Origin of the sequence: Rhodococcus sp. 06-470-2, from assembly GCF_002258235.1 — a bacterium.
GTDB lineage: Bacteria > Actinomycetota > Actinomycetes > Mycobacteriales > Mycobacteriaceae > Rhodococcoides.
Genome location: NZ_NOYB01000032.1, coordinates 410,891 through 424,926 on the forward strand (window position 1 = coordinate 410,891; position 14,036 = coordinate 424,926).

Annotated in this window: 14 protein-coding genes; 3 read left to right on the forward strand and 11 right to left on the reverse strand. The window is 64.2% G+C overall.

Annotation, left to right across the window (positions count from 1 at the left end; all coding sequences use genetic code 11):
* The 3 genes from CH276_RS17530 to CH276_RS17540 are packed head-to-tail and all read right to left on the reverse strand — an operon-like array spanning window position 1 to window position 3,644.
* Window positions 1-1,512 carry an APC family permease gene (locus CH276_RS17530; protein WP_032397867.1) on the reverse strand — a complete coding sequence of 504 codons (1,512 nt, stop codon included), beginning with the start codon at window positions 1,510-1,512 and terminating at the stop codon, window positions 1-3.
* Window positions 1,513-1,536: 24 nt separating this feature from the next.
* The gene (locus tag CH276_RS17535; protein ID WP_045195472.1) at window positions 1,537-3,063 is read right to left on the reverse strand and encodes an aldehyde dehydrogenase family protein; all 1,527 of its coding nucleotides are present in this window, start codon (window positions 3,061-3,063) and stop codon (window positions 1,537-1,539) included.
* A 50-nt stretch (window positions 3,064-3,113) separates the two neighbouring features.
* Window positions 3,114-3,644: a DinB family protein gene (locus CH276_RS17540; protein WP_045199857.1), complete on the reverse strand. Its 531-nt coding sequence runs from the start codon at window positions 3,642-3,644 to the stop codon at window positions 3,114-3,116.
* A gap of 58 nt (window positions 3,645-3,702) precedes the next feature.
* On the opposite strand from CH276_RS17540, the gene CH276_RS17545 reads away from it, so the two are divergent.
* On the forward strand, window positions 3,703-3,957 hold the full coding sequence (locus CH276_RS17545) for a hypothetical protein (protein ID WP_032398387.1): 255 nt from the start codon (window positions 3,703-3,705) through the stop codon (window positions 3,955-3,957).
* 125 nt (window positions 3,958-4,082) lie between these two features.
* Window positions 4,083-5,003, forward strand: a complete 921-nt coding sequence (locus CH276_RS17550) for a YdcF family protein (RefSeq protein WP_094631740.1) — start codon at window positions 4,083-4,085, stop codon at window positions 5,001-5,003.
* On the opposite strand, the gene CH276_RS17555 is transcribed toward CH276_RS17550, so the two are convergent.
* On the reverse strand, window positions 4,997-5,590 hold the full coding sequence (locus CH276_RS17555; protein ID WP_094631741.1) for a TetR/AcrR family transcriptional regulator: 594 nt from the start codon (window positions 5,588-5,590) through the stop codon (window positions 4,997-4,999). The genes CH276_RS17550 and CH276_RS17555 overlap by 7 nt on opposite strands.
* Window positions 5,591-5,666: 76 nt before the next feature.
* Between CH276_RS17555 and CH276_RS17560 the strand changes: the two genes are divergently transcribed.
* Complete coding sequence (locus tag CH276_RS17560) at window positions 5,667-6,146, forward strand: DUF4188 domain-containing protein (protein WP_094631742.1); 480 nt, start codon at window positions 5,667-5,669, stop codon at window positions 6,144-6,146.
* A 3-nt stretch (window positions 6,147-6,149) separates the two neighbouring features.
* On the opposite strand, the gene nuoN is transcribed toward CH276_RS17560, so the two are convergent.
* From nuoN to nuoH, 7 genes are read right to left on the reverse strand one after another with little or no spacing between them, the layout of a single operon-like run.
* Entirely contained in the window at window positions 6,150-7,712 is a 1,563-nt protein-coding gene (nuoN, locus tag CH276_RS17565) for an NADH-quinone oxidoreductase subunit NuoN (protein ID WP_094631743.1), read from the reverse strand.
* Complete coding sequence (locus tag CH276_RS17570; RefSeq protein ID WP_441344243.1) at window positions 7,709-9,208, reverse strand: NADH-quinone oxidoreductase subunit M; 1,500 nt, start codon at window positions 9,206-9,208, stop codon at window positions 7,709-7,711. The genes nuoN and CH276_RS17570 overlap by 4 nt, the downstream gene beginning before the upstream one ends.
* A gap of 32 nt (window positions 9,209-9,240) precedes the next feature.
* Window positions 9,241-11,112, reverse strand: a complete 1,872-nt coding sequence (gene nuoL / locus CH276_RS17575) for an NADH-quinone oxidoreductase subunit L (RefSeq protein ID WP_176459296.1) — start codon at window positions 11,110-11,112, stop codon at window positions 9,241-9,243.
* 13 nt (window positions 11,113-11,125) lie between these two features.
* On the reverse strand, window positions 11,126-11,425 hold the full coding sequence (gene nuoK / locus CH276_RS17580) for an NADH-quinone oxidoreductase subunit NuoK (RefSeq protein WP_032397862.1): 300 nt from the start codon (window positions 11,423-11,425) through the stop codon (window positions 11,126-11,128).
* On the reverse strand, window positions 11,422-12,183 hold the full coding sequence (locus tag CH276_RS17585) for an NADH-quinone oxidoreductase subunit J (RefSeq protein WP_094631745.1): 762 nt from the start codon (window positions 12,181-12,183) through the stop codon (window positions 11,422-11,424). The genes nuoK and CH276_RS17585 overlap by 4 nt, the downstream gene beginning before the upstream one ends.
* Window positions 12,180-12,737, reverse strand: a complete 558-nt coding sequence (gene nuoI / locus CH276_RS17590; RefSeq protein WP_094631746.1) for an NADH-quinone oxidoreductase subunit NuoI — start codon at window positions 12,735-12,737, stop codon at window positions 12,180-12,182. Before nuoI ends, CH276_RS17585 begins: the two co-directional genes overlap by 4 nt.
* Entirely contained in the window at window positions 12,730-14,010 is a 1,281-nt protein-coding gene (gene nuoH / locus CH276_RS17595; protein WP_094631823.1) for an NADH-quinone oxidoreductase subunit NuoH, read from the reverse strand. Before nuoH ends, nuoI begins: the two co-directional genes overlap by 8 nt.
* Window positions 14,011-14,036: the final 26 nt, after the last annotated feature.

The window sequence follows — 14,036 nt, forward strand, 5'->3', positions numbered from 1 at the left end:
CTAGTTGCCCGTGGAGGCATGTGATTTCAGAGTGCCGATGTGCTTGCGTCCCTTGACTGCGTACCACAGCAGGCCAACGCCGAGGATGCCGCCGATGTAGACGAATGCTCCGAACGTGTTGTACCAGGGGGTTCCGTACACGGCCTCGCGCGGCCACGCGAGGTTGATCGCCATTCCAGCGCCCCACACCACTGCCGCGATGTTGACCGGCAGGCCCCACCTGCCCATCGTGAAGTATCCGCCGGGCTTCAGATCTGCCGGCGGCCACTCACCCTTGACTCGTTTGACCAACAGTGGACCGGTGACCATCAGATAGGCGAGGTAGATCATGATGATCGCGATCGAGGTGAGGACCGTGAAGATCTGCGGCTGACCGATATTGACGACGAGAATGACGATGGCCAGCACGCCGATGGTCACCGCGGGCACCACCGGGGTCTGGGTCTTCGGATTCACCTTGGCCAGACTCTCGCCGAAGGGCAACGCGTTGTCTCGGGCCATGGCGAACGTGAGCCGGATCGCCGCGGTGTGCACTGCCAGTGAGCAGACGAAGACCGCGATGACGATGCAGATGAGGAAGACGGTGCCCAGCGGGCCCCACATCACCGATTCGACGATGGACTGCAGGCTGCCGTCGGGACTGCCGAGGGAAGGATCGTTCAGGTCCGGTGCGGCCATGACGGCGAACACCAGGATGGCTCCGCCGATGACGAACGAGGCGAGGATGGCGCGAAAGATCGCCTTGGGGGCCGTGCGCCGAGGTTCGACCGTCTCCTCGCCGAGCGAGCTCGCGGTGTCGAATCCGTACATCACGTAACCCGACGCCAGCGACGCGACCAGGAAGGCACCGAGGTAGCCGCCGCTCTCGCCGGCTCCGTAGCCGTTGGTCGAGAAGAACACCTCCGGCCCGCGAGTGATGTTGGCCGCGAGCAGGATCGCGATGAGAACGGCAGCGATGAGTTCGATGAACACGCCCGCACTGTTGATCATGGCCATCAGCCGGACTCCGAGCGCATTGATCGTGGTGGTGATCGCGATCAGAATCGCACCGAGCAGCACTGCGTTGGCCGCGAAGTCGGTGGCACCCGAGCCGTCACCGATGATCTGGAACCCACTCCAGATACGTGGCAGGTTCAACTGCAGAGCGAGAGCGACGGCAGACAGTGTCACGATCGATGCCGTGAGCATCAACCAGCCCGCCGACCAACCGACGATCCTGCGGCCCAACAGCTTCGCCCAGTTGTACACCGATCCCGCCACCGGATACTTCGCGGCCAACTCCATGAAGCACAGTGCCACGCAGAGTTGGCCGACGAACACTGCAGGCCACGACCACAGGTACGCCGGCCCGGCGGTGCCGAAACCGAAGTAGAAGAGCTGGAACGTGCCGGTGAGAATGGAGATGTAACTGACTCCCGCGGCGAAGCTGGCGAATTTCCCGAGACTTCGATCGAGTGACTCCTTGTAACCGAAGTCGTCCATTCCGCTCGAATTGTCGTTCAGTAGTGCCATGCGCCTGGCCTTTCCGATCTTTCGCTATCGGGTACCGAACCACCCCGCCGCGGTGGGTGAGGTGTTGTGCCAAATATGCTTTGCCTCTTGGTATTCGGACATTCCGGACGGTCCGAGCTCGCGTCCGTTGCCGGACTGTTTGAAGCCGCCCCATTCCGCGGCAGCGGTGTAGACACCGAAGTCGTTGAGCCACACCGTGCCATGGCGAAGCCCACGGACCATCCGTTCGCCTCGCGCGGCGTCCGATGTCCGAACTCCCGCGGCGAGACCGTAATTCGTATCGTTACCCAACAGGAGTGCTTCGGCCTCGGTGCCGAAGCGCTCCACAGTGAGTATGGGCCCGAATGTCTCCTCCTGCACGATATTCATGGACCGATTGCAGTGGTCGAAGATCGTCGGCAGAAAATAGCTACCCTTGTCCAGGGCCGGATCGTCCGGCTTCGTTCCGCCGATGACCAGCGTCGCGCCCTCCTCGACGCCGGTCGCCACGAAGGCTTCGATCTTCTCTCGCTGTGCCTGCGACACCAGTGGACCGGTCTCGCTCGCCGGGTCCATGCCCGGGCCGATGACGATGGTTTTCGCCCGTTCGGCCACCGCAGCGACGAAGCGGTCGGCGACCGATTCCTCGATGATGAGTCGAGTGCCTGCCGAACACACCTGACCCGAGTGCAGAAAAACTCCGGTCAGGACGTTGTCGACCGAGTCGGCGAACGCCTGTTCGTCGGCCACCGCATCGGCGAACACGATGTGTGGATTCTTGCCGCCGAGTTCGACGGCCACCTTGGTGACGTTCTCGGCCGCCGCGGCCAGGATGTGTCTGCCCGTCGCCAGTCCGCCGGTGAACGAGACGAAGTCGACGTCGCGGTTCCTGGTGAGCGCGTCCCCGAGAACCGCGCCGCTGCCCTGCAGCAGGTTGACCACACCGGCCGGTACTCCGGCTTCTTCCACCAGCTTGGTGAACGCGATGGTGGACAGCGGAGTCACCTCACTCGGCTTGAGCACCATGGTGCAGCCGGCTGCCAACGCGGGGGCGATCTTCCACGAGATCTGCAGCAGTGGGTAGTTCCACGGTGCGATCATGACGCAGACACCGATGGGCTCGTGCACCACACGGCTCAGGATTTCGGGTCGGTCGACGTCGATCAGACGATCGGCCTGCACCACAGCGAGATCGGCGTAGAAGCGAAAGACCGACGTCACGTCGTCGATGTCGATCTCGCTCTCGCCGTATGTCTTTCCGGTGTCGAGGGTCTCGATGCGCGCCAACGTCGCTTTGTCGCGTTGGAGCAGATCGGCGATGCGGTTCAGCAGATCGCGGCGCTCGGCCACCGTGACCGAGCGCCACGGTCCGTCGTCGAACGCCGCTCGCGCGGCTGCCACCGCCCGCAGAGCGTCGTCCGGCGTGGCCTCGTCCACCACGGCGACCGTGCTGCCGTCCGCTGGGTTCACGATGTCTCTGGTACCGCCGTCACCGGCCCCCTGCCACTGTCCGTCGATGTACAACGACGGGCGCAGCGAGGTCGGATCGAGTGCTGCATCGGAATCGGTCACCGAAACACCTTCTTTCGTAGGGGGTCGGGTGGTGTGTCTACGCTATGCCCTCAACGGCCGATGACTCCATCGATCTGTTCGCGGATGATGTCCGCGTGTCCGTTGTGCCGGGCATATTCACCGATCATGTGCACGTAGACCATCCGTAGCGACATCGGCCCACCGCGCGAGTCGACCAGATCGTCCAACGAGTGCCGGGCCGCGATCTCGTCCGAGGCACCGCACTCGGCGGAGAATCGCGCGAAGTCGGATTCGGCCCCGGACTCGGTCGCGCCCAGAAAGTCGGAGTCCTTACCGAACGCCGCGTCGTACATCGGAGCGAACGACATCGACTCCAGTCGCTCTCGGAACCAGATGCGTTCGACCTTCGCCAGATGACGCACGAGTCCGAGCAGGGAGAGCGTCGAGTGCGGAAACGGTCGCCGCGCCAACTGTTCGGCGTCGGCACCGGCGCAGATGTTGAGCAGTGTCGCTCGATGCCACTGCAGCATTCCTTCGAGAATCGGCCGCTCGTCGCCGACGAGCGGACCCGTGACCTGTTCGGGTGTGGGCGCTGTCCATGTCTTCCGCCGTTCGGTCATGCAGAGATTGTCGAACATGCGACGGCGCTGTGCAGCGCCGCGCATTACGGTGGGATTCATGACTATCGAAGATGTGGGCGGCAGACGAACGGTGACGGCGGACGAGCTTCTTCTCCTGGTGGGTGATCACCTGCTCATAGAAGAGGGTGTCGCGACCGGGTTCATCGAAAGCGCAGGCCAGGTCGCCGAGAACGTGGCGGTGACCGTGACCGACGGCGTCGACGGCACCACGACGACCGAGCGCGTTTTTCTTCCCGATGCCGAGGTGACCATCGAACCCGCCGATCGCGGACGCGCCCCGGTCACTTTGTGACGGAAGAAGTCCCTGCTCAGAAGTACATTCATGTAACTCGAACAACTCTGCTCACACCAGTCACACCGGCACCGAATTGAGCTAGGGTGGCGGAAACCCGTCACCGCTCGAAGAGGACGTCAGTAGTGCGACAAGGCCGAGTACGACCGACCGTTCGCGTTGCCGTGGTGTCCTGCGCCGCCGCGCTCGCTGTCGGGTTCGGCTCGATCTCGGCGGTTGCCGCGCCCGAGGCCTCGGCCCCGGCAACCGTCGCCGAAACGGTCCGTTCGGCCGACGCGGAGCGCTACAACGACGCGCAGAGTGCATTGGTGAAGGGGCGCTACGACGCCGGTTTCGCGGCACTCGATGCGCTCGCAACCGCTGCCCCGGACGACGCCAACGTGGCAGCTCTGCAGACGTTCTATGCCAACGCGACCGCCGATACCGCTGCTCTGACGGAGCACAGGACCCGCCTGCGCGGCCTGTCTCCAACCCTGGCCGATGCAGTCGATCGCGCCATCGCCATCATCGACGAAGCCGCCACGCAGACAATCGATTTCGCTCCGACCACCGACGGACCGCGTACCGCGATCGTGGTGCTCGGGCTGGGGCTGGAGGGTGACGGCAGCATGACAGACGAGTTGGTGGCACGTCTACGCTCGGCCGTCGCCGCGGCGGAGCGCTCCCCCGAGTCCCCCATCGTCGTCACCGGCGGGAACCCGCAGAGCGGTATCACCGAGGCCGAGGCCATGCACCGATGGCTCGTCGACGAAGGCATCGCGGCCGATCGCATTCACACCGAATCGACCGCGAATTCGACGGTGCAGAACGCACAGCGCACCACCGCACTGGCAGCCGAGATCGGCGTCGAGAATCTGGTGCTGGCAACGACTCCGAGCCACCTACGGCGCGCGATGTCGGACTTCGAGATCGCCGGATCCGACGTGATAGGCGCTGCGACCGTCGATGTCGACGATGTCCCGGACCTGCCCACACTCGCTCCGACGGCGCGGTTGGGTATGACCGTGGATGCGACCAAGATTCTCGGAATACCGCGCACCTACTGACGCGTCCACCCGCGCAGCACGCACTCCGCTCCCGCGTCGAACATCGCCCGACGAGTCTCGTCGTCGGCGGTCGAGGGCATTGCCAATTCGAGCGACACCAATCCGTGCACGATCGCCCAGAACGAGTGGCTGATCAACTCGACCGACGCCCCGGCCATGGTTCCCGCCGCGACGGCGCTCGACACGGCAGCGCGGAGCGGATCCATGGCCGCGTCCGCGCGATGCGCCTCGTCTGCAACATCGATCGAACCGAGCACTCCCCCGAACATCACCGCGTACAGATGCGGATTGGCCAGTGCCCAGGTGCGGTAGGCGACGGCGAGCTCGCGTAGGTCCACTTCGGGATCGCCGGTGACCGGAACCCGGCGCTGGGAGTCACCGAAACTCGCGAACGAGGTGGCGAACAGTGCCACGAGCAGCTCGGTACGTCCGCCGAACAGCGAATAGATCGCCGTTGTGGATGTGCCCTGTGCAGCGGCCAGTTTACGCAGCGACAACGAGTCGACGCCGTGGTGCGCAACGGTTTCCGCCGCGGCCTCCAGTAGCCGGGTCCGCAACTGCTCGTCGTGAATTCTGGGTCTCGCCACTTGCGGAACCTATCACAACGGTGTTTTATAACGGTGTCACATAATGCTTCACCCACCGAACAGACGGGAACACGTCATGCCACCCATCATCGACGGCCGACGGACGGTCGAATTCGAACGAGACACCGTCACGGTCTTCCTCATCGGAATGCGGATCAACAATCCGGTGGCCGTTCGCTCCTGGTTACCCGCGGTGCGCGCGATGCCGCGGATGCTCGGCCATCTCGAGCAGGATCCCGCTTCCGGGCTGCTCGGTTACCACTCGTGGCTGGGGCGCACCACCATGCTGGTCAGCTATTGGCGCACTGCCGAGGATCTGACGCGATTCGCCTCCGATCCCGACGCACCACATGCACCCGCCTGGCGTGCCTTCAATCGATCGGTGGCCGCAACCCGCCACGTCGGCGTGTGGCACGAAACCTATACCGCCACAGCACAGAACAGCGAGGCGATCTACGTCAACATGCCCGCGTTCGGCCTTGCGGGAGCAATCGGCGGACTACCGGTCGGTACCGGCTCGCACACGTGGAAGCAGCGAATGAAGTCCGCGAAGTAAGAGCTACAGGAAGTTCGCGGCACGCGCAGCGAGGTCGAGAACGGGCTGCGGAAAGACTCCGAGAGCGACGGTGACCACCACCGAGACCCCTATCGAGCACGACACCGACGCAGTCGGGCGCACGATCGTGGCGGTCGTCTCTCCCGGATCGGTGAAGAACATCAGCACGATCACCCGCACGTAGAAGAACGCCGCAATCGCGCTGCACACCACACCGACCACGACCAGCGCCGCTCCGCCTGCACCGGAGGCAGCACTGAACACCGCGAACTTGCCGATGAACCCACTGGTGAGTGGAATCCCGGCGAACGAGAGCAGAAACAACCCGAACACCGCCGCCACCAGCGGTGACCGACGGCCGATTCCCGCCCACCGATCGAGATCGCTCACCTCACCGCGTTCGTCGCGCGCCAACCCGATGATCGCGAACCCTCCGAGAGTGCTGAAGGCGTACGCCACCAGGTAGAACATCGTGGCCGACACACCGGCGTCACCCCCATCACCGGAATCACCCAGTGCCGTCACTCCCGTGAGGATGAATCCGGTGTGTGCAACGGACGAGTACGCCAGCATCCGTTTGACATCCGTCTGCGTCACCGCGACAACGGAACCCAGCACCATCGTCGCGATGGCGACCACCCACAGCATCGGTCGCCAACTCGAGTCGAGACCGGGCAGAGCCATTCCGAAGATGCGAAGAATCGCACCGAACGCCGCGACCTTGGTCACCGTGGCCATCAGCGCCGTCACCGGCGTCGGTGCACCCTGGTAGACGTCGGGAATCCACGAATGAAAGGGCACCGCGCCGACCTTGAACAGCAGACCCACTGCGAGCAAGGCGGTTCCGATCAGCGCGAGCGATCTGCCCGGACCGTCCACCGCGATGGCGTCGGCGATGCCGTCCAACCGAACGGTTCCGGCGTATCCGTACAGGAACGCGACTCCGAACAGGAAGAACGCGGACGAGAACGCGCCCAGCAGAAAGTATTTCAGAGCCGCTTCCTGTGAGAGCAGCCGCCGCCGTCGGGCGAGTCCACAGAGCAGATACAGCGGAAGCGACAGCACTTCCAGCGCCACGAACATCGTCAGCAGATCCGTGGACGCCGGGAACAGCAGCATCCCGCCGATCGCGAACATCGCCAGAGGAAATACCTCCGTCTGGGCGACGCCTGCATCGATGGCCTCCCTCTCCGCCACGCTGCCCGGAGTGGTCGATGCCTGTGGAGTGAACGAATCGATCCGGCGCTCGGCACCGACCCCGGTGACTGCAACGGTGCGCTCCGCCAGCAGTGCGACTGCCGGAATCGACACCAGCACAATGGTTCCCTGCAGGAAAAGGGTAGGGCCGTCGATCGCGACCGCCCCGTTCATCGCCGACGCCTCGGTTCCGGCCAGACCGAGGATCGCCGCCAGCGCTACCAGCAGTCCTGCGAGGGCAAGACCCAGATGCATGAGCCGACGGGCCCGCAGCGGCACGAACGCTTCGACGAGAACGCCGAGAACTGCGACCGAGAACACGATCAGCATCGGTGCCAGCAGACCGTACTGCACCTCGGGTGTGGTCATCGCTGACCTCCTGAACCGTCGACGATCGTGGATTGCACTGCCGGAGTGATGACATCGAGCGCCGGTTTCGGGTAGACGCCGAGCACGATCAGCAACGCGATCAACGGCACCACCACGGCCAGCTCGCGTCGGACGAGATCGGGAACCGCCCGGTTGTCTTCACGGACCGGCCCGGTCATGACGCGCTGGTAGAGCCACAGTACGTAGATCGCCGACAGCACGAGGGCTCCGGCGGCCACGATCGCAGCGACTCCGTATCGACCGAACGTGCCGATCAGCACCAGGAACTCGCTCACGAAGGGGGCGAGGCCGGGTAGAGAGAGCGTGGCAAGTCCCGAGATCAAGAACGTGCCGGCGAGCACCGGTGCCACCTTCTGCACACCGCCGTAGTCGGCTATCGCTCGTGACCCTCGACGCGAGACGAGGAAGCCCGCGATCAAGAACAGGGCGGCCGTGGAAATTCCGTGGTTGACCATGTACAGCGTGGCACCGGCCTGACTCTGACCGGTCATGGCGAAGATGCCGAGGATGATGAACCCGAAATGCGAAATAGACGTGTACGCAATCAGTCTCATCATGTCGGTCTGACCGATCGCCAGTATCGCGCCGTAGACTATGCCGATGACCGCAAGAGCGATGATCCACGGCGCGAACGTCTGCGACGAGCCAGGAAAGAGTTCGAGACAGAACCGCAGCATCGCGAACGTGCCGACCTTGTCCACCACCGACATCATCAAAACCGCAGTCGCGGGCGTGGACTGAACGGCGGCGTCGGGTAGCCACGAATGGAACGGCCACAACGGTGCCTTGATCGCGAAAGCGAACATGAAGCCGAGGAACAGCGCGTTCAGGACCATCGGGTCCACTCCGAGTCCGCCCGATGCCGCCGCGTCGGCGATCACGCGCAGATCGAATGTGCCGCCGTCGAACGGCCCGTCGGGTCTCGCGGTCACCACGTAGAGGCCGATGACGGCCGCCAGCATGACCAGACCGCCGAACAGGTTGTACAACAAGAACTTCACCGCGGCGCGCGTACGATGCTTGCCCCCGAAGCCGCCGATGAGGAAGTACATCGGAATCAACATCGCTTCGAAGAAGATGTAGAACAGCAACACGTCCAAGGCAAGGAACGAGACGACGACCATCGACTCGACCACCAGGATCAACGCCATGTACGTGTGCGACACCCGACGGGAGCCGTAGTGCGCGACGCGACTGCCGTCGTACCAGCCTGCGACGAGCAGCAACGGCGTGAGAACGGTGGTGAGCAACACCAGCACGAGGCCGATGCCGTCGAGGCCGAGGGTGTACCGCGCACCGAAAGCCGCTATCCACGAATGGTCCTCGACGAACTGGTACCGATCGCCACCGGAGTCGAACGACACTGCCAAGGCGACCGACACGGCCAAGGTCACGGCAGCGAAACCCACTGCGACACTGCGCGCGACGGTCGGACGAGCGGCGGGCACCAGGGCGACGACGACCGCGCCGAGCATCGGGAGCACCCAGAGAACGGTCAACCAGGGAGTCACAGAGCCACCACCATCAGTACCACGAGAACGGCTCCCGCGAACATCGCCAACGCATACGACCGCACGTATCCCGTCTGCAGCCGCCGGGACCGCGTCGATGCACCACCGATCGAGCTACCCACCCCGTCCACGACGGCGTCGATACCGTTGTCGGCGTGCACCAGTGCGCGCGTGAGGGTCTGTCCCGGACGCATGAATGCCGCCTCGTTGAAGGCGTCTCCGTAGAGATCGGCACGTGCGGCTCGGGTCACGGCCGACACGTCCTCGGGTGGCGTCGACGGAACCTCACCGACGATGTACTTGCGGTAGGCGACGGTCGCGCCGACCACAACGACCACCAGGACGGCGACGGTGACGACCCAAGCCGGAATCGCGTGCTCCTCGTGAGCCGATCCCACCACGGGCTCGAGCCATGTCTCGAGGCGACCGCCCACCGCGAGAATGGCACCCGACGCCACCGAGCCGACGGCCAACACGATCATCGGAGCGGTCATCGTCGCCGACGCCTCGTGCGGGTGTGCCTGCGCGGACCAGCGTTTCGGACCGAAGAACGTCAACAGCATCACCCGAGTCATGTAGAAGGCCGTCAGGCCTGCACCGAGCAACGTCACGCAGCCGAGAATCGGGCCTGCCACTCCCCCGGCGGCGAATGCGACCTCGATGATCGGATCCTTGGCGAAGAAGCCGGAGAACGGCGGCAGTCCGATGATGGCGAGATACCCCAGGCCGAACGTGACGAACGTGATCGGCATCGCGACGCGGAGTCCGCCGAACCGTCGCATGTCGGTCTCGTCGTTCATCGCATGCATCACCGATCCCGCGCCCAGGAACAAGCACGCTTTGAAGAAGCCGTGCGAGATCAACAGCACGATGGCGTAGGTGTACCCGGAGGGGCCGAGCCCGGCCGCGAGCACCATGTACCCGATCTGACTCATCGTCGACGCCGCGAGCGCTTTCTTGATGTCGTCCTTCGCACATCCGATGACGGCACCGAACAGCAAGGTAACCGCCCCCACGGTGACGGTGGCCGCGCGGGCGGCAGGCGACGCCTCGAACACCGGTCCCGAGCGCACGATGAGATACACCCCGGCCGTGACCATCGTGGCCGCGTGAATGAGTGCCGACACCGGTGTCGGACCCTCCATGGCATCACCGAGCCAGGACTGCAACGGCACCTGCGCCGACTTTCCACATGCCGCCAACAGCAGCATCAGCGCCATGGCGGTGGCCACGGATTCGCTCGCCCCGCCGATTCCGGCGAACACGTCGTCGTACTGCACGGAGCCGAAGTTGACGAACATGATCATCAGCGCAACCGCCAGGCCGATGTCGCCGACTCTGTTGACCACGAACGCTTTTCGGGCAGCCGACGCGGCCGACGGCTTGTGCTGCCAGAAGCCGATGAGCAGATACGACGCCAGACCGACACCCTCCCACCCCAGATAGAGACCGAGGAAGTTGTCGGCCAGAACCAGCAGCAGCATGGCTGCCAGAAACAGGTTGAGGTACGCGAAGAAGCGACGCCGCTCGGCGTCGTGACTCATGTAGCCGATGGAGTACACGTGAATGAGCGAACCGACCCCGGTGATCAGCAGGACGAAGCAGATCGACAATTGATCTGCGCGCAAGCCGAACTCGACCTGTAATTCGTCGACCGGAACCCACCGGAACAAGGTCTGGGTGAGGGCGCGGCCCGACTCGGCGCGACCGAGCATCGAGCCGAACACCACCGCGGCCACGACGAACGAGGACACTGCTGCCGCCGTCGCGACGAGGTGCCCCCAGCGGTCGGTACGCCTGCCACCGAGCAGCAGGAACGCCGCACCGAACGCAGGCAGAGCCGGAAGAAGCCACAGCATCGACATCATTTCTGCGCCCCCGTCAATTCTTCATCAGGGAGTTCTCGTCCATCGATATCGACCGACGGGATCGGAAGATGGCCATGATGATGGCCAGGCCCACCACCACCTCGGCGGCGGCGACCACCATGGTGAAGAACGCGAACAACTGGCCGTCGAGGTTGCCGTGCATGCGGGAGAAGGTGACGAACGCGAGATTGACTGCGTTGAGCATCAATTCGATGCACATGAACACGATGATGGCGTTGCGCCTGACGATGACGCCCGCCGCGCCTATCGCGAACAACAGAACGGACAGGTAGAGATAGTTCTCCGGATTCATCGTTCGTCACTCTCGACCCGCGGATCGGCGAACATGGCGTTGACGGAGGACTCGGATTCGGTTCCGTCGGGCAACAAGGCGCGGCGATCGACCCCGTTGTGCCTGGCATACACTCCCGGGCTCGGCAGCGGTGTCACCCTCGAGCCGTCGCGGAAGCGATCCTGCGCCATCTCTCGCTGACCCTTGACCGGCCCCAGAACCTCTCGGTGCGCCAGAATCATCGCTCCGATCGTGGCAGTGATCAGCAGTGCTCCGGTCAACTCGAACGCCCACACGTATTCGACGAAGATCAGCTCTGCCAGGCCCTCGACGTTTCCGGTCGAGTTGGCGGCGTCGAGACCGGCGAAGTCGAGCCGACCGGCACGGGCCGCGTCGCGCAGCAGTATCCCGATGATCAACAGTCCGAAGCCGATTCCGATGACGACGGCAGCGATGCGGTGGCCACGGAGAGTTTCGGTCAGCGACTCCGAGGTGTCGACCCCGACGAGCATCAGAACGAACAGGAACAGCATCATGACCGCGCCGGTGTAGACGACGATCTGCACGACACCGAGGAACAGCGCTCCCTGCGCCATGTAGAAGGTGGCCAGCACCACCATCGTGGCAGCGAGGAACAACGCCGAGTAGACGGCCTTGGTGCTCATCACCACCCCGAGTGCGCCGATGACGGCGACGACACCGAGGGTCCAGAACTGCACGGCCTCACCGGTGGACGTGGCATCGAGGGCGAGCTGCACCGCAGCTTCCGGTGCACTCATCGCACCGAACCACCATCGGGTTCGGCTGCGGACTCGGCTCCTGACTCGTGGCCGGTGACGGCTCCCCGGTAGTAGTCCTCGGACGTAAGGCCCGGCGCCATCGCGTGCGGCGGTGCGGTCATCTGCGGTTGCAGCGGGGCCAGCAGCGCGTCCTTCTCGTAGATCAGATCGGCTCTGTTGTCACCGGCGAGTTCGTACTCGTTGGTCATCGTCAGAGCCCGTGTGGGACAGGCCTCGACACACAGTCCGCACCCGATGCACCGCAGGTAGTTGATCTGATAGACCCCGCCGTAGCGCTCGCCCGGAGAGTACCTTTCGGTCTCGGTGTTGTCGGCTCCTTCGACGTAGATGGCGTCGGCCGGGCAGGCCCACGCGCAGAGCTCGCAGCCGATGCACTTCTCGAGACCGTCGGCGTACCGATTGAGCTGATGCCGCCCGTGGTAGCGAATCTCGGTGGGCTTCTTCTCCTCCGGATACAGCTCCGTCTCGGGCTTCTTGAACATCGTGGCGAAGGTGACCCCGAAACCTGCTATGGGACCGAGAAATTCAGGCATCGGCGTTCTCCTTCGGTGACCTGGCGGCGGATGAGCGCACACCGGCGTGCCGGCTCGGGAAATTCGAGCCCTGCTCGGGAATGGGAGGTATCGGGAATCCGCCTGCCAACGCATCGAACTCGACGACAGATGCAGGAGGCGGCACGTTCCGTTCCCGTGCATGCCTGCGCACCATCAGCAGCAGCGCACCCAGCACGGCCACCGCGAAGATCATCGACACTCCGAACGTGACCAGTGGTACGTCGTAGCGCTCGGCCCCGAGGACCCGAACCGTCGCGATCACCATCACCCAGACGAGGGCAACCGGAATGAGGATCTTCCAGCCGAAGTTCATGAACTGGTCGTAGCGCAGCCTCGGCAGCGTCGAACGCAGCCAGATGAACACGAACAGGAACACCCAGACCTTGAGGGTGAACCACAGCACGGGCCACCACCCCGAGTTGGCACCGCTCCACAGACTCAGCGGAATCGGAGACCGCCAGCCGCCGAGGAACAGCGTGGTCGCCAGTGCCGACACGGTGACCATGTTGATGTACTCGGCGAGCATGAACATGGCGAAACGAAGAGACGAGTACTCGGTGTGAAACCCGCCCACCAACTCACCCTCGGCCTCGGGCAGATCGAACGGAGCGCGGTTGGTTTCGCCGACCATCGCCGTCACGTACACCAGGAACGACGGCAGCAGCAGAAATACGTACCAGGTGTTCTGTTGCGCAGCAACGATTCCGGACGTCGACATGGTGCCCGCGTACAGGAAGACCGCCGCGAACGACAGGCCCATCGCGACCTCGTAGGAAATCACCTGCGCAGTCGAACGGAGCGCACCGAGCAGCGGGTACGTCGAGCCCGACGCCCACCCTGCCAACACGATCCCGTACACACCCACCGACGTGACCGCGAGGATGTACAGAACCCCGACCGGCAGGTCGGTCATCTGCAGTGGCGTCGTGGTACCGAACACCGACACCTCGGGCCCGAACGGAATCACCGCGAAGGCCATGAACGCGGGAACCACCGAAATGATCGGAGCCAGAACGTAAATCGGTTTGTCGACGCCGGTCGGAGTGATCCCCTCCTTCAGCGCCAGCTTGATCCCGTCCATCAACGACTGCAACAGGCCCCACGGCCCCACCCGGTTGGGACCGACCCGCATCTGCATCCACGCCATGATCTTGCGTTCGGCGTAGATCGCCACCAGCGGCGTGAGCACCAGGAACACGAAGACCGCCAAGGCCTTCCCGACAACCAACCACCACGGGTCGTTGCCGAACATCGACAGATCGGTCGGCGCGGCCACGA

Excerpts from the sequence above, each read along its gene's own strand:
- CH276_RS17530 (WP_032397867.1), bottom strand. The coding sequence starts at position 1,512 with ATGGCACTACTGAACGACAATTCGAGCGGAATGGACGACTTCGGTTAC.
- CH276_RS17540 (WP_045199857.1), bottom strand. The coding sequence starts at position 3,644 with ATGACCGAACGGCGGAAGACATGGACAGCGCCCACACCCGAACAGGTC.
- CH276_RS17545 (WP_032398387.1), top strand. The coding sequence starts at position 3,703 with ATGACTATCGAAGATGTGGGCGGCAGACGAACGGTGACGGCGGACGAG.
- CH276_RS17560 (WP_094631742.1), top strand. The coding sequence starts at position 5,667 with ATGCCACCCATCATCGACGGCCGACGGACGGTCGAATTCGAACGAGAC.
- nuoN (WP_094631743.1), bottom strand. The coding sequence starts at position 7,712 with ATGACCACACCCGAGGTGCAGTACGGTCTGCTGGCACCGATGCTGATC.
- CH276_RS17570 (WP_441344243.1), bottom strand. The coding sequence starts at position 9,208 with ATGCTCGGCGCGGTCGTCGTCGCCCTGGTGCCCGCCGCTCGTCCGACC.
- nuoL (WP_176459296.1), bottom strand. The coding sequence starts at position 11,112 with ATGATGTCGATGCTGTGGCTTCTTCCGGCTCTGCCTGCGTTCGGTGCG.
- nuoK (WP_032397862.1), bottom strand. The coding sequence starts at position 11,425 with ATGAATCCGGAGAACTATCTCTACCTGTCCGTTCTGTTGTTCGCGATA.
- CH276_RS17585 (WP_094631745.1), bottom strand. The coding sequence starts at position 12,183 with ATGAGTGCACCGGAAGCTGCGGTGCAGCTCGCCCTCGATGCCACGTCC.
- nuoI (WP_094631746.1), bottom strand. The coding sequence starts at position 12,737 with ATGCCTGAATTTCTCGGTCCCATAGCAGGTTTCGGGGTCACCTTCGCC.
- nuoH (WP_094631823.1), bottom strand. The coding sequence starts at position 14,010 with ATGTTCGGCAACGACCCGTGGTGGTTGGTTGTCGGGAAGGCCTTGGCG.